Source organism: Flavobacterium pectinovorum, from assembly GCF_900142715.1.
Lineage (GTDB): Bacteria > Bacteroidota > Bacteroidia > Flavobacteriales > Flavobacteriaceae > Flavobacterium > Flavobacterium pectinovorum.
Genome location: NZ_FRBX01000008.1, coordinates 90,164 through 108,868, shown reverse-complemented (window position 1 = coordinate 108,868; position 18,705 = coordinate 90,164). Strand labels below are relative to the sequence as shown.

The window sequence follows — 18,705 nt, the reverse complement described above, 5'->3', positions numbered from 1 at the left end:
TTAAAAGTTCAAAATCAGACTATTGTAAAAAATACATACATGATAAAAAATTATTTAAAAGATTTAAAGGTAACAAGACAATACTCCATCAATTACATGGATTTTGCTAGCAATGATATTTAAAAACGTAGAAAGCTTGTTATAAACAAGTTTTTTTTATCCCTATATCTTTTAAAAATAATCATAATCTTATATTATTAATAAATCAATTTAGTTTCGGGACAAGGAAAACTAAAAGATCACAATTACTTAAGAATAGAAAAAGTCAACCAAACATTTTATAAATGAAATATAAAAATATTTTGCAAATCGATGATGATTTTGATGATTGCGAATTTTTTCAACAAGCTTTGGAATCTGTATCCAATGCCGTATATATGGCTTTACATAATCCTGTAGAAGCTTTGCAAAAATTAATAAACAGAGAAATCAAACCCGACATAATTTTCCTGGATATCAACATGCCTTTAATGACAGGCATTGAGCTTTTGGCTGAAATTAAAAAAACGGAGGCAATCAAAAATATACCTGTTATTTTATTTTCGACCGGACCAGCACCAATTGCTTATCCCAAAGTACTTGGCGCAGAAGATTACTGGACTAAACCTAACAATTTTAACGAACTAAAAAATCTTTTAAAGGATATAGTCTGAAACCAATTTAAGTAACAACCAAAGAAAATGACGCCCAAAAAGCGTCATTTTTTATTATCTGAATTCTATTTAATTTATCTTCATTATCAATTTCTTACCTTCAGTTTTATTTTCCCGAAGCATTTGATGTGCTTTTTTAATGGTAGCAACTTCCAATGGACCAATTACATTAATTACCGGAGGTTTTATTAATTGTTTTTCTAATAAACCTTTTAGCTGCTCCAATCCATTTTTATAATAATCATATCGTTTTTCAAGACCATATGTATAATTTGAAATATTCATTATTGTAGCCCCTTTCCCAAAAAGTATTTCGCGGGAATATTTGGTCGTGAATGCAGTAACATCGAGATAAGTTCCGTTCGTTTTTAAAAGTTTTACAACGATATCCGCGATTGCATTTCCCACTAAATCAATTACAAAATCAAATTTTTTAGCCGCATTTAAACGAAGTGCTGTTTCCTCTATCGAATCAATTTTGTAATTTATAATTTGATTTCGTTTTACACCCATTTCTATTAGTGAAGCAATACTTTGATCATTTCCTGCTGTTACAATAAAATTATGATAACCGTTTGCAATCAACAATTTAACCAACAAATTACCTACTCCTCCGGCTGCTCCGGTAATCAAAATTGAATCTGTTTTAAACGCCTGCATTCTATTTAAACATTGCAGCGCCGTAAGTCCGGAAGAAGGAATTCCGGCAGCTTCTTCAAAAGAAATGTTTTTTGGCAAATGCACTGCAATTTCTTCGGGGATACAAATAAATTCGGCATAAGTCCCGTTAGATCCCATACTTCCTGATCCTGAGAAAACTGCATCTCCTATTTTAAAACTAGTGACTTTTTTTCCAATAGCAGTTACAATTCCGGAGAATTCCCTGCCAAGAATTGGCGAATGCAAATACTTTTTTTCAGAGCCGCCTTCTGTCATTTGATAATCTACCGGATTAAAACCAGAAGCGATAATTTTTACCTGAATTTGATTTTCCTGCGGTATTGGAGCAACTACTTCTTCCAGAATAAATTCATTATTTTTATATACTATTGCTTTCATATTTATTGTTTTATTATACAAAAATATAGCGCTAATACCTTATTTTTGTTATGGGTTAACCCAAGGTAACCGGTTACCAAAGAGAAACTAGTATGGCAAAAATCAATGATAACGGAATAGTTCGGGAAGCAAATTGTTCAGAAGAATTAATGGCAATGCGCGATAGTCTTGATGTTTTGGGTGGCAAATGGAAACTGATGATTTTACGTTTCCTGACAAACAGAACACATCAGGTTATTCATTTTAAAAAAATGCAGCGCGAAATCGATGGTATTTCTGCTAAAATGCTAAGCAAAGAACTCAAAGAATTAGAAACTAATTTACTTGTTAGCAGAACTATACAAGAAACCAAACCCATTACAGTTGCTTACGCCATTACAGAATATGGAAAATCTGTTTTACCGGTAACTGAAACACTGGTAAACTGGGGACTTAGCCATCGTGAAAAAATTATAGATTCTATCAATAAATAATTCTTTTTTTTGAGGCAGACTATTTATTATCCAAAATGTGCTTTTATTTATTCTAATAATTTACGATAGCGAATTTAAATGATCGCAAGGAAAATAAATCGTTATGGCTGTACCTTCGTTTGGTTTAGATTCAGCGCGAATTGTTCCTCCACAGGTTTGCATTATTTTTTTGCTCAATGCCAAACCAACTCCCGAACCACTGTATTTTTCTTGTGGATGTAATCGTGTAAATATTTTAAAAATAGAAGCGGCATATTCTTGTTCAAAACCAATTCCGTTGTCTGTAAAAGTAATCCAGTGACAATAAATTTGAGTTGAAAAATTATAAGGTTCCGGTTTTTGCGAAGCTGTTACTTTTATAACAGGCAATCTGTCCGAAGATGCATATTTTAATGAATTTTGCAGAATATTAGAAAACAGCTGTTTCATCAAAAAATGAATTCCATAAATTTCAGGCAGTTTTTCGTATTCAATTAAAGCGCCACTTTCAGTAAATGATTCTTTCATTTCATCGAGAGTAAGCTCCATAATATGGTTTAAATCAATTTTCTGAAGTGCATCTTTGGTATATTTTATACGGGTATATTTTAGAATATCCTGTAACAAAACCTGCATTCTGTTTGCTGAATTTGAGACACGCTGTAAAGAATCATAAACAGATTGAGGCGGAACTTTGTCTATTTCGAGAAGTAATTTAGAAATAATAAGCTGAATCTTTCGCAAAGGCTCCTGCAAATCATGTGTACTAATCCAGTTGATATTTTCCAGTTCTGAGTTTGTTTCTTTTAAAACTTCACTCTGACTTCTATATTTCTCTTCTTCCTCACTCAGCATCAATAAAATAATCTGATTGTGAAGTACATGCGCATAACTTGCTGCTGCATTTATTTCGGGATGAAGCCACCTGCTACTTTGATTTTTAACAATTTGTTTCCAGATATTAAACGAATTTCTGGGATGAAGTCCATTATTGTCTTTGATAATGGCTTTTTCCGGATCTCCTCCCCAATTTATTTCTGATATAGTTTCTGGTCTGTACCATACAATACTATTTTCATTTCCTAAAGAATGGTAAATAATTCCGGCAACATCCGGATTATCATTAAATTCCGGAAAATAATCTGTTAGTTTATTCGTAGTGAATATTCCTTCTTTAGCAAAATAATTAATTTTTATATTGATTCGCCCAATCTGATCATCAGAAGGTGTAACGCCATGTTTGTATATTTTATCTCCAACGCAGATAGAAACACCCATTGCATTACAAAGATTTAATAACTCAGGATCTGCACAAATGGTTGCAAATGATAATGGATCCAAAGGCAGATCTAAACCTGTTAGATGTTCCAGTGCCAAAGATGTTTTGCGCGCAATTTGATATTCATCTGTAGATTGTCGCAAATCAATTTGAGAACTAATAAATTGTCCCTGAAGTTTTGCTGCAAGCCTGATTTCGGGAGAAATATTTTTTGCCGAATAATGGTGGCATGCAATTAATCCCCATAATCTGTCATGATGAATAAGAGAAATCGTTAGTGTAGCGCCAACCCCCATATTTTTAAGATATTCGACATGAATTGGTGATGTACTTCTTAAAATTGAAAGACTCAAATCGAGGTTTTTATTTTCCCGGTCATCGATCGTAAAAATCGGAACGGGTTTATAATTCATATCAACTATCAATCGCAGCTGATTTTTCATATACAATTCTCTCGCCTGTGCCGGAATATCTGTATGCGGATAATGTAATCCTAAAAAGGATTCTAAATCTTCCCTGCAATTTTCAGCAAAAACTTCTCCATTATAATCGGCATCAAAACGGTAAATCATAACACGATCGTAACCGGTTATTTCGCGAGTCCCTTTTGCTACAAGCGCACATAAGTCCTTCAAACTACTTGTGCTGTTCATATCGGTTATAAACTGAAGCATTTGAGTATATAATTCAGCTGTATTCTCTTTGCTTCCAAAATGCGGTTCGGCTTCAAGAACATAAATATCATGACTTTTGTGAACGCTCAATTGAAATGATTTTCCTAAAAACTCAATTTCAAGCGGAAAAATCAATTGTTTTTTGTCACTATTGATATAAGTAATAATTTCTTCTTTTGCCTGAACCCCGAAAGTGGCACTAAAATCTTTCCCAATTATATCTTTATAAACCAGATCAACGAAAGCTGAAATATTTTCGGTACAAAAATCTATTTTCCAATCTGCAGTAACGCCAACCAAAAAACCATGTGGCTGAATACTGCCCGGAATATGTATGGGCTCATGCTCGCAGTTTGTTAACGTAACAATATCCCTATTTACAATATCTTTAATTTTCATTTTTCTGTATCTCCACAAAATGGTCATGAATACAATCAAAAGCATAAATTGCTCCTTTGATTATTTCATTTTCACAATTATTTTCTTCCTGATATTCGGTTAATACATTTAAGAAATTTTTCCAATGACTTCCTGTTTTATTACCGTATCCTGTAAAATACGAAACTCCTTTTCCTTCATCAAGTCCTTTTATTGTTTCGATATTTTTCAATATAAATCGACCTCCCAAAGAAGAACCTTCAACAACGTACAAAATACCCAATGCAAATGGTATTGTTATATTTTCAGTATTAAAAACCGGACTTACAACGGGTTGCTTATAATTTAAAAAAGTAAGATCTTCTTCTATTAAATGTTTCTTTTTTCTTTCTGTTAAATCAGGAATATTACCTGAAAGCAACGGAAAAATATTTTCTTCTACATCATAATGAACGTCGTACATCAATTTTAGATAATGTGCATAATCTTCTATTTTCATTTCCGGAGAAAGAATACAAGAAGAAACCGGTAAATTTTCCAGTCTTTTATGCGCACCGGCTGTTTGTGTTTTAAGCGTATGTAAAAAATCTAAGGATAAGGAAGAATTCAAATCTGGGGTCATTTTGTTTGTATTAATTTTCTTGATTTATACAAATATACTATTTTGAAACATTTTTTATTCTATAAATTGATGATCAAATATAGTATTAATAAAAAGAAAAAGCGCTAAACCAAAAGATTAGCGCTTCCTTATTTAGAAATGTGATACAATTTATATTACCATCCTTTTACAGCTCCGCCCTTAAATTCGCGAACAGCTGCTTTTTCAACTTCAACAGATTGAAAAGCTTTTAAAAATTGCTTTACTTTTTCTTCGTTTTTATTGTCTACTCTGCTTACTACAAGATTTACATAAGGAGAATCTTTGTCTTCAACAAACAAAGCATCGGTTGCCGGAACTAAACCTGCCTGAGATGCGAAAGTATTGTTGATAATGGCAATCGTTACATTTTCATCATCTAAAGCTCTTGGCAATTGTGGCGCTTCTAACTCTAATATTTTCAGGTTTTTAGGATTTTCTGTAATGTCGGTTACTTTTGGAAGCAAACCAACGCCATCGCGAAGTTTCAACAAACCGTTTTTCTGCAAAAGCAATAAAGAACGTCCGCCGTTTGTTGGATCATTCGGAATAATGATGGTGCTTTCGTTTTTCAATTCAGAAAGGTTTTTGATTTTTTTTGAATAACCTGCAATCGGGTAAATAAATGTTTTTCCGATAATCGCCAGTTTGTAACCTCTTTGTTTTGATTGTTCATCTAAATAAGGTTTATGCTGAAAAGCATTGGCATCGATATCGCCCTGACTTAAAGCTTCGTTTGGAATAACATAATCGTTGAAGGAAACCAATTCTACTTCAAGTCCGTATTTTTCTTTGGCTACTTTTTTTGCTTCTTCTGCCACTTTATATTCTGGTCCGGTTGCAACGCCTACTTTTATAAAATGCGGATCGTTGTTTTTACTTTTTCCGCAATTAACCAATGAAAGTGACAAGGTTAAAATGGCGATTGTTTTTAAAAAATTATTTTTAGTAATCATGTTTTTATATTTTAATAATTAATATTTATGTATTGTAGAATTTGCCACAAAGTCGCAAAGACACTAAGTTTTTCACGCAGATTTAAAAAGATTTAAGCTGATGAACGCAGATTATTTAATTCAAATCTGCGTGAAACAAAATTATTGACTTAAATAAAAACTTTGTGTCTTTGTGTCTTTGTGGCAACTTTATCTATCTATGATCAAAGCGTTTTGATAATGTATCGCCTGCAAACTGAATCAGGAATACCAAAAGTACCAGCAATGCCAATACCGAATTCATCGTTACGGCATCATAACCAATATATCCGTATTGATAACCCACCTGCCCTAAACCGCCTGCTCCAACTGCTCCACCCATTGCAGAATACCCAACAAGTGTAATTAAGGTAATTGATGCTGCATTTATTAACGATGGCAAAGCTTCGGGAAGCAATACTTTGTAAACAATTTGAAAAGGTGTTGCGCCCAATGCTCTTGCTGCTTCTATTAATCCTGATGGTAAGCCCAGTAAACTATTTTCTACAAGACGGGCAATAAATGGTGCTGCGCCAATACTTAACGGAACTAATGCTGCACTTACGCCAATGGAGGTTCCTACAAGCGCTCTTGTAAACGGAATCATCCAGACGATTAATATGATAAATGGAATGGATCGGAAAATATTAACCAAAACAGATAAACTTCTGTTTAAAACGGGCTGATCTAATATTTGATTTTTTCGCGTAAGGAAAAGTAAAATTCCGGTTGGAAGTCCTAAGGCAAAACCAAAAAAGCCTGACACGAAAGTCATTACTATGGTTTCCCAGGTTCCTTTTACTAATAATTCAATAATTGCTTCAGACATAACCTATGATTTCTGTTTTAATATGTTTTGAAATAAAATAATCGATTGCCGCTTTGTAATTTTCGCGTTTACCGGATAATTCGATCAGCATAACACCAAAATTAACTTCTCCGGCCTGATCCATTTGAGCAGAAATGATTTTGAAATCGGTATCAAATAATCTTGAAACTTCTGAAATTACAGGTTCGTTTACCGATTTTCCGGTCATTTCAAGTCGCAACAGCGGGTTTAAAGTTCCGTTGTCTTCTTTTTGAAGTTTGTCCTGATAAACAGACGGAACATCAAGATGTAAGGAAGAAGCGATAAACTCTTTTGTTAATTCATGTTTCGGATCGGCAAAAATTTCACCAACACTTCCCTGCTCTATCAATTCTCCGTGACTAATTACGGCAACCTCATCACAAATTGATTTCACCACTTCCATTTGGTGTGTAATTAGTAAAACTGTAATATTTAAACGACGGTTGATGTCTTTTAATAATTCAAGAATTGATCTTGTAGTTGCAGGATCCAATGCACTTGTGGCTTCGTCGCACAAAAGTACTTTTGGGTTGTTTGCTAAAGTTCTGGCAATAGCCACTCTTTGTTTTTGCCCTCCTGAAAGACTTGCCGGATAATCGTTTGCTTTTTCTCTTAAACCTACCAATTGCAATAATTCGAGAACGCGCGTTTCAATAGCTGCTTTTGAAGTTCCTACTAATTCTAACGGAAAAGCAACATTTTCGAAAACAGTTCTTGATGAAAGTAAATTGAAATGCTGAAAAATCATTCCGATTTGTCTTCTTTCGATTGCCAATTGAGAATTTGATAATTGCATCAGTGATTTTCCGTCGACGATAATTTCTCCGGAAGTTGGTCTTTCCAGTAAATTTACACATCGAATCAATGTGCTTTTTCCTGCTCCCGAAGTACCAATTACACCAAATATTTTTCCCGGCGGAACTTTAAGTGAAACATCAGCCAAAGCAGTAACAATTCTGTTTTTCTGATGAAACGTTTTGGTAACATTTTTTAATTCAATCATTATTTTAATTCAAATTAATTTGCATTGTAAATGTCTTTTTACCGCAAAGAACGCTAAGATTTTATCCAAGAGTTTCTTATGAAAAACACAAAGTTCGCAAAGCTAAATCAATACAAAACTTTGCGAGTTTGCGGTAAAATGTATTCGCATTTTTTAAAACAAAAAAACCTTTCAACGATTATGAAAGGCTTTTGTAATTAATCATATTATTTTTATATAAGCCAGACATTTTATTGCATAACAGCATCACAACACATCATGATGTTATGGCTATTATGGCTAAAATTCTGGATCTCGTTTTTCATTGCTGCGGCAAATTTAAAGAGATAATTTGAATTTGAATGCATAAAAACGTAAAACTTTTTAAACCCTATCAATATAATAGACTAATTACAGAATTAAGTAGTATTTGCTAAATATTTAACAGAATAATTTTAAGGTTTTCAATTAATTATTGATTACAATTTAATTGTAAAACATTGGCTCCTAAAGGCTGTTCGAGTTTGCGTTCTAATTTTTCATTATGAATGGTAATATAAATTTCCATTGAGCCTGTTCCTACTTTTAAAGCCAGAATATGTCCGCCATAAGCATCAAACTTATCATCGGTTGCTACGCCATGAACGTGAATGGATGGTTTTTCTTCTTTCCAGGCGATTGATCCGGTTAAACTTCCCATTTCGACTTTATTGAAGGTTTTGGGATTGAATTTCTTTGCATTAAAATCATAAAAACCAAAAGTAGCGTCGCTTGCAAAGCCAATTCCGGTAAAGTTGGCTGAGGGGATTTGTTTTTCTTTTGCTAAATTTTCAAGGTTAGCCAAAACATCATCTCCTTCTCTTAAAACCATTAAATAACCATAATCTGTTTTTGTATAGCGACATTTTTCGTTATCTGCTTTTTCTTGCGTATGTGCTGCAAGTAGTGCCATACCTATTATAAATATAGCGAATATTGTGAATATTATTGTTTTTGGTGATAAGTTCATATGGTGAATTTTTAAACAAAACCTGCAGTAATTATTACTGCAGGTTTTTCTGAATCAATAACTAACATTATAAATAAATTGAATCAATACATAGATTTATTAATCTATTTGCTGTTTTCCTATTTCGGAGTTGTAGTTGCTGTTGTGTCTTTTACAGCTGTTGTGTCAGTAGGTACCATTGTAGTATCTACTGCGGCGGCATTGATACTATCAACTGTAGTGTCTGTTGAATCGTACGTTGAATCTGCCGGGACAGTGTCTGTCTTTTTGCATGAAAATGCAAGTCCTGCTAAAATAACAAGTAAGGCAACTTTGGATTTGATAAGTGTTTTCATAATAATACGGTTTTTCATTGATAACTAATTATTCAAATTTAGACTTTGATTACATTAAATTTCTTACATAATTATTTTTAGTTTTTACAAAATATTACATGTAAAAAACTAAAAAGCAACAAGTTAATCAAGAAAATAAGACCTTAGTCTTTATATTGAAATACAATATTGCCTCCTTTATTAAAACTATTTACTAGTGAGTTTCAAATAAAAAAAAGGTGCATTACTGCACCTTATCATGTTTATTAAAAAAAATCGTGAATCTTCCGGACTATTTTTTATCAATTTTATAGAGTCTTCCACCATCTGTAACGGCGTATAAAGCTCCTTCACTTCCCTGGGTTACATCTCTAAATCTTTGACCTTCGCTGGCAAGCAATCTTTCTTCGCCAATTACTTTATTATCTCTAATGGCAAGACGAATAATATGTGTTGCGCTTAATGAACCGATGAACAAATTGTTTTCCCATTCTGGTACACGGTTTCCTGTGTAAAAAGTCATACCACTTGGAGACACAACAGGATCCCAGTAATAAACAGGTTGTTCTAAACCATCTTGTTTTTGAATTCCGGCTCCAATTTTCTCTCCGCTGTATTCAATTCCATATGTTATTGTTGGCCATCCATAATTAGCTCCTCCTTTAAGGCGATTGATCTCATCACCTCCACGTGGTCCGTGTTCGCTTTCCCAAATGTCACCTGTAACCGGGTGAAGTGCTAAGCCTTGTGGATTTCTATGTCCGATAGAATATAATTCTGGTAATGCACCGCTTTGACTAAAAGTTGGATTGCCTGATGCTGCCTGACCATCTTTTGTTATTCTAACTACTTTACCAAGACCTCCAGTTACGGATTGAGCCAATGGTCTGGTTTCAAGAACAGAACGTTCTCCGGTACTAACTACCAGATTTCCTGTTTTATCAAAAAGAATTCTTCCTCCATAATGAAGCGTACTTGGGTTTGCAGGATTCGCATGATAAATTACCGTAGCGCCTTCTATTGTTTTTTCGTCATTTGCTAATCTTCCTTTTGCAACTGATGTTTGATTTCCTCCTGTTACTGCTTCTGAGAAAACCCAATAAATCATTCTGTTTGTAGTAAAATCAGGATCGAGCACTAAACCTAATAATCCGCCTTGTCCTGCAGGATTTACAGCCGGGGCTCCGGTAATAGCGGCACTAACTACTCCTTCTTTAGTTACAATTCGAAAGGTTCCTCCTTTTTCGGTTACTAATAATCTGCCGTCAGGAAGGCTTTTTACACCCCATGGAGCTGTTAAGTTTGTTGTAATCACTTTTCCTTCATAAGGAGTATTTGTCTGCACACCATTAATACGGGTCTGACCTGTAAATGCAGGAGCATAAGCTGTATTAGGTGTTTCTGTTTCTACCGGATTTGTAATTGTACCGGGATCAGTATGTGGAATTTTGTCATCGTTTGAACAACTCGTAAGAGCTAATAATGCACCCGCAAGGATAGCAAAGATGTAATGAATTTTTTTCATGGTATTTGGGAGTTTAAAAATTAAAAAAGGTTTATATATAAATAGGTTAACACTAATTGAATAAGAATTTTACTTCATTTTCTTTTCGTAGGTTCAAATTTCTTAACTTTATGAATATAAAATCTTACATAATTTAACGCAAAACTTATACAATTAATTGTTTGATTCTAAAATAAACCTACAAAATTGATAATCCGACGATTTAATTGTAACACTAAAAATTTATTTCATGACAGTAAATTCCTATTCCATGACATATTAATCTGGTGCAGCGTATGAGATATTTACTTTTAAACTGAAAAAATAAATTATTCATATAAATAAAGAGTAAACGAATATCATTTGACAAAAAAGTGAATAATTATTCCGTTTTCTATAAAAAAATAAGTAAAAACTTGCTTTTTTGAGACAAAAACAGGTATAAACACCTGTATATTAAATAGATATAAAAAGTAACTTAGCATTATACTAAAAAACTTTCAAATCTATCTTTTACTATACAGATAAGATGACAAAACCAAAACAAAATTTATTAACTATCTAATTTTTAAAACCATGGAAGAATACATTGCGACCATCAAAGCTTTTGCTTTTAATTTTGCACCAAGAGGCTGGGCATTTTGTAACGGACAAATCATGTCCATAGCACAAAACACAGCACTTTTTTCGTTAATCGGAACAACTTATGGCGGTAATGGCCAAACAACATTTGCTTTGCCTGATCTAAGAGGCAGATCTATTGTACACCCTGGACAAGGGGCTGGATTAAGTAATATTAACTATGGAGAAGTAAGCGGAACTGAAAGCGTTACTTTAACAATAAACAATATGCCAGCTCACGGACATCCTATTCCTGCATTGGGTCTTACTGCTGTTACAACTATTAACGCATTAACCGGCGGCACAGTTAGTAATGAAACTGATGGAGGCAACAATTCATTTTCAAGTGGCGGCTCTACAGCAAATGTGTATAGTGAGCCAGGAGGTACTGCTACTCCTATTAAAGGAGCAACAACAACTGGAACAACTGCAGTAGGCAATACTGGTATTGCAGGAGGAAATAATCCAATTGGTATAAGAAATCCTTATTTAGGAGTTTACATGAGCATTTGTTTAGAAGGTATTTTTCCTTCCAGAAATTAATAAAATATGAAACAGAGGTATCTAATTGCCTCTGTTTTTTTTAATCTCATTTTATGGATAACGACATCAAAGTAGGAATTTTAATTCCAAAATCGCAACAGTATCCTACATTAGATAAAGATTTTATACGAGGCTTAAAACTTAATAATCTCAAAGTAAAATTTTTTGTGGAGAGTATTGGTATTGGTTCCAGCGAGAAAGTAATAATTGAGAAAATACAAAAATTAAATTTTCAGGAAGAAGTATCAGTTATCATTGGCTTTTTTGGTCATAATAATATAATGGAAGTTTATAATTATGCCTCACAAAATGATATTTTATTACTCGCTGCAGATCTTGGAGCGACATTACCTTATGAAACCACCACACCCAAAGGAGTTTACATTAATTCGTTTGGATTAACGGAATCCTGTTATCATTTAGGCGGCTATTTAACAGACAAAAAATTGCAAAGAATTGCAACAGCCAGTTCTTTTTATGATTCAGGTTACGGTATGCTGTCGGCAATTGAATATGCTTTTCAGGAAAAGGCGAATTTTTCAGGACATTATATTACTCCTTTTGTTCCCAGAGAAGATGAATCTTCACAAATGGATCAATCTATAAATGCTCAGGAGCCTGATGCTGTTTTTGCTTTTTATAGTGGTTTATATGCTCAGGAAAATGCTGATTTTATAAGTCAAAATAAAATTACTCAAAAGTATCCGTTTTATGTTACTCCGTTTTTTATTAATGATAAAATTCTGGATGATTATAAAAATGACCCTCACGAACTTTATGTAGTAAGTTCCTGGATGCAAAATGATAGTGATACTGCAGATTTTACTATCGAATATAAAAAAGCATATGCAGAGAATCCGTCGGTTTTTTCTATTCTGGGTTACGAAAACGGACTGATTTTAAAGAACATTCTTCTTAACACTGATAACAATCTTAGTATTGATTTTTTAATTGAGGAGATGAACAAATTAAATATTACCGGACCAAGAGGCAATATTCGATTTGATAAGGACACCAACAGAACTATATTTAATCATTACATCTATGAATTAAATCTTGATTCTCTTAATACTATAAGCTTTAAAAAAATTGAAACATTGATAAATGACGGACATTTTATTAAGGCTTCTACTTCATTTACTAAGCCAGATAAAATAGGCGGCTGGCACAATGCTTATCTATGTCATTAAACTAACATTATCTATTATGAAAAAAAAATTACTATTATTCATTATGCTCTTATGTACATTTTTTGTGCATCAAAATGCAAAGTCACAGACTTTAGCAGCGGGCGATATAGCTTTCATTGGCTACAATACCAGTCCTCTGGATGGCTTTTCTTTTATTACATTAAAAGATATACCTGCAGGTACAGTAATCTATTTTACTGAACGTGGATGGGGTAACGGAACCTGGGTAGCAGGAAGTAACGAAAGCCATTTACAGTGGATTGTGCCCGGACCAGGACCAACTCCTGTAGGGACAGTTGTCTCTGTAATGGAAACAGCTGATGATACATTTACAGTAACAGGAACAACGGGCATTGGTTATGCTCCTGGTTTTACTGGTTTTAATCTTTCTGCCGGTGACCAAATTTTGGCTTACCAGTCAGCAAGTGGTGTTTTGCCTATTTTACCAAATCTGCCCACTTTTATTGCAGGTATTCATGGAGAATATAATTCTGCTGATTATGATGTGACAACTAAATGGAATTTATCAACTACAAGCGGAGGTCCTGGAAGTGCTCAGCCATTAGGTTTAACCAATGGTTTAAATTGTATTTCTTTATTTCCTGCACCAGGTCCTGAAGTTGCAAATAGCAAATTTACCGGAACATTAACAGGTAGTGCTGTCGATATTATGACAAGTATTAATACCTATACAAATTGGTCTCATAACGGCACGGTCAATTATACTATAACTCCTATAAGTTACCCAACTCCGGCAATTACTACCGCAGTCGCACCAACAGTTACAACTACCGCAGCCGGAACTATTAAATCTGTTTCTGCAACACTTGGTGGTGTGGTATCCGCAGATGGTGGTGATGCTAGTATTGTAAGAGGAATAGTTTGGGCTACAACAGCAAATCCTGTTATTGTTACAAATAATACTGTTCAAATTGGAACCGGTACAGGAACATTTTCAAATGTTATAACAGGACTTCCTCCTGCTACAACTATTCATTTTAGAGCTTATGCAACAAATAGTGGAGGTACCGGTTACGGAAGTGATTTAACCTTTACTACAGGAGCGGCTTTGAGTACCTCATCAACTCCGCAGACAAATATTAGCTGTAATGGCGGTACTAATGGTTCTGCCTCTGTTGTAGTAACTGGCGGTACTACTCCTTATACTTATGCATGGGCTCCATCCGGAGGTACAAATGCAGCAGCAACAGGACTTGGTGTTGGCTCATATACGGTAACCGTTACAGATGGTGAATCGACACAAATTACAAGAATTTTTAATATAACACAGCCGCCAGTACTTAACGGAACTCCAGCTACAACTCAAGTGGCATGTTTTGGAGGATCTAATGGTGTTGCCAGTGTTACAGCATCCGGAGGTACTCCCGGATATACTTATTTATGGAATACAGGAGCAACAACTTCTGCTATTACCGGACTTACCGCAGGAACTTATAGTGTGACAATTACAGATGCGAATGCATGTACAAAACTTGTAAGTAATATTATAGTGGCACAGCCAGCAGTTTTATCAGCTTCTCAAGGCACAATAACTAATGTAAGCTGTAATGGAGGTGCTAACGGATCTGCAACTGTTACAGCTACAGGAGGCGCAGGAGGATATACATATTCATGGTCTCCATCTGGAGGAACGGCTGCTACAGCATCGGGACTTTCTCAGGGAAATTATACGGTTACCATTACAGATGCTAACTCATGTCAGGTAACTCAAAATTTTGCAATCTCACAACCTGCTCCATTTTCTGTAACAACTTCACAAACTGATATATTATGTAATGGAGCTGCAACAGGATCGGCAGCAGTAAATGTAACAGGCGGAACTGGTGCTTATACCTATTCATGGTCTCCATCTGGCGGAACTGCTGCAACAGCAACAGGACTTACAGCGGGAACTTATACAGTTACGATTAAAGATGCTAATCTGTGTCAGACTACAAGAACTTTTACTATCAATCAGCCAAGTGCATTGATAGCTACACCGAGTGCACAGACAAATATTGGATGTCGTGGTGAGGCTACAGGATCTGCAACGGTAAATGTAACTGGCGGAACTCCGGGATATACTTATTCATGGGTGCCATCTGGAGGAACTGCTGCAACAGCAACAGGGCTTACAGCAGGAACTTATACAGTTACGGTTACGGATGCTAACGGATGTATAGCAACACAAACTTTTTCAATTACTCAACCGGCAGCAATTTTATCTGCCACTACCGCAACAGTTGGTGTTAGTTGTTTTGGCGGAACTAATGGAAGTGCTTCTGTAACAGTTTCAGGTGGAACATCAGGATATACTTATTCATGGGCGCCTCTTGGTGGTACTACAGCAACTATTACAGGACGACCTGCCGGTAATTATACCTGCACAATTACAGATGCAAATGGCTGTACATTAGTTAAAAACTTAACAATAAACACACCTCCTCTATTTTCGGCAACTGCAGTAAAAACAGATGTTTCATGTAATGGAGGTACGAATGGTACTGCTACTGTAAATGCATCCGGAGGTACTCCGGGTTATACTTATTCATGGTCGCCATCTGGCGGAACTGGTGCAACGGCTTCAGGTCTTGCGGCAGGAACCTATACTGTCACTGTTACAGATGCTAACACATGTCAAACCACTGCAACCGTTACTGTAGGTCAACCTTCAACTTTAGTAGCCTCAACAGCAAAAACTGATGCACTTTGTAATGGAAGTGCCAGCGGAACAGCATCAGTAATTGTTTCAGGAGGAACAGGAGCATATTCATACGTATGGTCACCTTCTGGCGGCACGGCTGGTACAGCAACTGGATTAGCAGCCGGAAGCTACAATTGTTTAATTACAGATGCTAATGGATGTACTTTAACTAAAACCTTTACAATTAATCAGCCTGCAGTCTTAAATGCTACTACTACGCTAATTAATGCAACTTGTACAACTGGAGGTCAGGCAGCCGTAGGACCTGTGGGTGGTACTTCGCCATATAATTACCTATGGTCACCTTCTGGCGAAACTACGCAAACGGTAACAGGATTAGGTAATGGAAATGTTAGCTGTTTAATTACAGATGCTAACGGATGTACAGTTACAAAAAACTTTACTGTAACCACAACAAATACATTAGTTGCTACAACATCTCAAACAGATATTTTATGTAATGGATCAAGCACAGGAACCGCATCTGTAGTACCTTCTGGTGCTCCTGGTCCGTTTACGTATGTTTGGTCACCTGCCGGAGGAAATGCAGATACAGCAACAGGACTTACTGCAGGAAATTATTCGGTAACAATAACTTCTTCAAATGGCTGTTCAATTGTAAAAAACTTTACAATAACTGAACCTACTGCTTTAACAGTTACACCTTCACAAACAAATATTTCATGTAACGGAGGATCAAACGGATCTGCTTCGGTAATCGTAACAGGCGGAACGGGAGGTTACACTTATTCATGGTCACCATCTGGTGGAACTGCTGCAACTGCATCGGGATTAACTGCAGGCACTTATACTGTAACTATTACAGATGCCAACTTATGTCAGACAACACAAATTTTTACATTAACTGAGCCAGCTGCCCTGGCTACTACATTCTCTCAAACAAATGTTTCCTGTAATGGAGGATCTAACGGATCTGCTTCTGTAAGTGTAACAGGAGGAACTGGTGCCTATACTTATGTATGGTCTCCATCTGGCGGAACTGCTGCAACAGCATCAGGATTAACTGCTGGTACTTATACTGTAACTGTAACAGATGCTAACCTATGTCAAACTACAGCGGTTGTTACTATAACAGAGCCTAATATTCTTGCAGCAACAACATCACAAGTTAATGTTTCTTGTAATGGACAAAGTGATGGTTCTGCCACAGTAAACGTAAGCGGTGGAACTAGTTCTTATACTTATTCATGGGCTCCATCAGGAGGAACTGCAGATATAGCTTCGGGCTTGGCAGCAGGAACTTATACCGTAACTGTAACAGATGCAAATGGATGTACATTAACAGAAACTGTAACTATAACTACAATTCCAGATGTAACATTACCAGTACCAGATGTAACAAATCTTCCTGATATCACGAATTATTGTTCGGTTTTACCGGCCGAAATTGCTATACCAACAGCGACTGATAATTGTTCAGGAATTATAACTGCAACAACAGCCGATCCTTTAAGTTATATTGCAGTTGGTAATTATGTTATTAACTGGACTTATACTGATGATAGCGGAAATACTGCAACTCAGCAACAAAATATTAATGTAATAGCTTCTCCTTTAGATCAGGTAACTTTTACCGATGCAGAATTCACTTACAATGGAAGTGTTCATACGATAGAAGTTGCAAATCTTCCTGCCGGAGCAAGCGTAGTTTATACCACTACTCCATCAACAGGAACATCAAACGGAGCTGTTGATGCAGGTTTTTATACAGTGACTGCAATAGTATCACCTTCTGTAAGTTCGCCAAATTGTTCACCAATTACACTTACTGCACAGCTTGAAATCAAAAAAGCACCTCAAGAAATTACTTTTGGAGCTTTAGCAGCGAGAATCCTTGGAATTAATAACGATTTCAGTTTAGAAGCTACATCAAATTCAGGTTTACCAATTCGATATTCGTTTACTTATACATCTGCACTTCCTCCGGCAAACGTGTCTGCGAGTGGTTTAGTGAGTATGATAAGATCAGGACAATTGGTAATTACTGCCCATCAGGATGGTGATGATAACTATTTACCAGCCGTTTCTGTTTCTCAAACTCTGGTAATTAAAAACAACGATGTTTCGATTACAAGTATCACTATCAATGGTGATGTTTATAGCAATCCTGCAAAAGATATTACGTATGTAATGGAATGTGGAGAAAACAATCCAAACATCGCTATTTTAAACAGTACAAATGCAACAATAACACCATCTGCTAATTTTACGGTGCAAACTCCTAAACCGGGAATTTATACACAAAACGTAACCATAACTTCAGAAGATGGAAGTACTACTGCTAATTATACTATCAAAGTAGAAAAACCATTTGGTTTCTATGATATTGTGAAACAAAAATTCAACAATGTACTTCTTGTAAACAACAATCCTCAAACAAATGGCGGTTATGAGTTTACTGCATACCAATGGTTTAAAAACGGACAATTGATAGGAACTGGTCAATATTATACTGCAGGAAATGATTCTAATAACGTATTGGACCCAACTGCATCATATAGTGTAAAAATGACTACTAAAGATGGAAAAGTACTTCAAACTTGTGGATCGACAATTACAATACAAAATTCACTACAAGCCAAACTTTATCCTAACCCTATTGAAGTTGGAAAAGTACTTACCGTAGAAGCCGATTTTCCAGCAGAAGATCTGGCAAATATGCAAATTTCACTTTATTCTGTTTCAGGAAAACTAGTTAAAACAGTTCAGTCATCTTCAGTAATAACTGAAATACAATTACCTGCAACGACTGAAAGCAATATGTATCTCGTAGTTCTTGAAAGCGCGAACATAAAAAAATCATTCAAAGTAATTGTAAAATAAATAAACCCGCCAGTATCAGATAAAAATGGTACTGG

Annotated in this window: 14 protein-coding genes; 5 read left to right on the top strand and 9 right to left on the bottom strand. The window is 35.3% G+C overall.

Translation table 11 applies throughout. The features are described from left to right. Positions 1-284 precede the first annotated feature (284 nt). On the top strand, positions 285-653 hold the full coding sequence (locus BUE22_RS22155) for a response regulator (protein ID WP_042566809.1): 369 nt from the start codon (positions 285-287) through the stop codon (positions 651-653). A gap of 69 nt (positions 654-722) precedes the next feature. On the opposite strand, the gene BUE22_RS22150 is transcribed toward BUE22_RS22155, so the two are convergent. Continuing rightward, positions 723-1,712: an NADP-dependent oxidoreductase gene (locus tag BUE22_RS22150; protein WP_073398157.1), complete on the bottom strand. Its 990-nt coding sequence runs from the start codon at positions 1,710-1,712 to the stop codon at positions 723-725. Positions 1,713-1,804: 92 nt separating this feature from the next. Here BUE22_RS22150 and BUE22_RS22145 point away from each other — a divergent pair, with 92 nt between their 5' ends. Next, on the top strand, positions 1,805-2,185 hold the full coding sequence (locus BUE22_RS22145; protein ID WP_073398156.1) for a winged helix-turn-helix transcriptional regulator: 381 nt from the start codon (positions 1,805-1,807) through the stop codon (positions 2,183-2,185). Between the two features lie 60 nt (positions 2,186-2,245). Here BUE22_RS22145 and BUE22_RS22140 read toward each other — a convergent pair whose 3' ends face one another. The 8 genes from BUE22_RS22140 to BUE22_RS22105 form a co-directional block, all read right to left on the bottom strand. Beyond that, positions 2,246-4,516: an ATP-binding protein gene (locus tag BUE22_RS22140; protein WP_073398155.1), complete on the bottom strand. Its 2,271-nt coding sequence runs from the start codon at positions 4,514-4,516 to the stop codon at positions 2,246-2,248. After that, positions 4,506-5,117: a biliverdin-producing heme oxygenase gene (locus tag BUE22_RS22135; protein ID WP_073398154.1), complete on the bottom strand. Its 612-nt coding sequence runs from the start codon at positions 5,115-5,117 to the stop codon at positions 4,506-4,508. Before BUE22_RS22135 ends, BUE22_RS22140 begins: the two co-directional genes overlap by 11 nt. A gap of 155 nt (positions 5,118-5,272) precedes the next feature. Next, positions 5,273-6,091, bottom strand: coding sequence for a methionine ABC transporter substrate-binding lipoprotein MetQ (metQ, locus tag BUE22_RS22130; protein WP_073398153.1), 819 nt, complete (start codon positions 6,089-6,091; stop codon positions 5,273-5,275). 193 nt (positions 6,092-6,284) lie between these two features. Continuing rightward, positions 6,285-6,938, bottom strand: a complete 654-nt coding sequence (gene metI / locus BUE22_RS22125) for a methionine ABC transporter permease MetI (protein ID WP_042566804.1) — start codon at positions 6,936-6,938, stop codon at positions 6,285-6,287. Next, positions 6,931-7,962, bottom strand: a complete 1,032-nt coding sequence (gene metN, locus BUE22_RS22120) for a methionine ABC transporter ATP-binding protein MetN (RefSeq protein ID WP_073398152.1) — start codon at positions 7,960-7,962, stop codon at positions 6,931-6,933. Before metN ends, metI begins: the two co-directional genes overlap by 8 nt. 451 nt (positions 7,963-8,413) lie before the next feature. Continuing rightward, complete coding sequence (locus BUE22_RS22115; RefSeq protein WP_089075980.1) at positions 8,414-8,893, bottom strand: PPC domain-containing DNA-binding protein; 480 nt, start codon at positions 8,891-8,893, stop codon at positions 8,414-8,416. 176 nt (positions 8,894-9,069) lie between these two features. Beyond that, on the bottom strand, positions 9,070-9,285 hold the full coding sequence (locus BUE22_RS22110) for a hypothetical protein (protein WP_042566801.1): 216 nt from the start codon (positions 9,283-9,285) through the stop codon (positions 9,070-9,072). 271 nt (positions 9,286-9,556) lie between these two features. Continuing rightward, complete coding sequence (locus BUE22_RS22105; protein WP_073398149.1) at positions 9,557-10,789, bottom strand: PQQ-dependent sugar dehydrogenase; 1,233 nt, start codon at positions 10,787-10,789, stop codon at positions 9,557-9,559. A gap of 555 nt (positions 10,790-11,344) precedes the next feature. Between BUE22_RS22105 and BUE22_RS22100 the strand changes: the two genes are divergently transcribed. The 3 genes from BUE22_RS22100 to BUE22_RS22090 are packed head-to-tail and all read left to right on the top strand — an operon-like array spanning position 11,345 to position 18,670. After that, entirely contained in the window at positions 11,345-11,932 is a 588-nt protein-coding gene (locus BUE22_RS22100; protein ID WP_073398148.1) for a phage tail protein, read from the top strand. 53 nt (positions 11,933-11,985) lie between these two features. Continuing rightward, the gene (locus BUE22_RS22095; protein WP_073398147.1) at positions 11,986-13,122 is read left to right on the top strand and encodes an ABC transporter substrate-binding protein; all 1,137 of its coding nucleotides are present in this window, start codon (positions 11,986-11,988) and stop codon (positions 13,120-13,122) included. A gap of 16 nt (positions 13,123-13,138) precedes the next feature. Further along, on the top strand, positions 13,139-18,670 hold the full coding sequence (locus BUE22_RS22090) for a T9SS type A sorting domain-containing protein (protein ID WP_159438496.1): 5,532 nt from the start codon (positions 13,139-13,141) through the stop codon (positions 18,668-18,670). The last annotated feature ends 35 nt before the right edge of the window (positions 18,671-18,705 follow it).

Coding starts and splice junctions, on each gene's coding strand:
- BUE22_RS22155 (WP_042566809.1), top strand. CDS start 285: ATGAAATATAAAAATATTTTGCAAATCGATGATGATTTTGATGATTGC.
- BUE22_RS22150 (WP_073398157.1), bottom strand. CDS start 1,712: ATGAAAGCAATAGTATATAAAAATAATGAATTTATTCTGGAAGAAGTA.
- BUE22_RS22145 (WP_073398156.1), top strand. CDS start 1,805: ATGGCAAAAATCAATGATAACGGAATAGTTCGGGAAGCAAATTGTTCA.
- BUE22_RS22140 (WP_073398155.1), bottom strand. CDS start 4,516: ATGAAAATTAAAGATATTGTAAATAGGGATATTGTTACGTTAACAAAC.
- BUE22_RS22135 (WP_073398154.1), bottom strand. CDS start 5,117: ATGACCCCAGATTTGAATTCTTCCTTATCCTTAGATTTTTTACATACG.
- metQ (WP_073398153.1), bottom strand. CDS start 6,091: ATGATTACTAAAAATAATTTTTTAAAAACAATCGCCATTTTAACCTTG.
- metI (WP_042566804.1), bottom strand. CDS start 6,938: ATGTCTGAAGCAATTATTGAATTATTAGTAAAAGGAACCTGGGAAACC.
- metN (WP_073398152.1), bottom strand. CDS start 7,962: ATGATTGAATTAAAAAATGTTACCAAAACGTTTCATCAGAAAAACAGA.
- BUE22_RS22115 (WP_089075980.1), bottom strand. CDS start 8,893: ATGGCACTACTTGCAGCACATACGCAAGAAAAAGCAGATAACGAAAAA.
- BUE22_RS22110 (WP_042566801.1), bottom strand. CDS start 9,285: ATGAAAACACTTATCAAATCCAAAGTTGCCTTACTTGTTATTTTAGCA.
- BUE22_RS22105 (WP_073398149.1), bottom strand. CDS start 10,789: ATGAAAAAAATTCATTACATCTTTGCTATCCTTGCGGGTGCATTATTA.
- BUE22_RS22100 (WP_073398148.1), top strand. CDS start 11,345: ATGGAAGAATACATTGCGACCATCAAAGCTTTTGCTTTTAATTTTGCA.
- BUE22_RS22095 (WP_073398147.1), top strand. CDS start 11,986: ATGGATAACGACATCAAAGTAGGAATTTTAATTCCAAAATCGCAACAG.
- BUE22_RS22090 (WP_159438496.1), top strand. CDS start 13,139: ATGAAAAAAAAATTACTATTATTCATTATGCTCTTATGTACATTTTTT.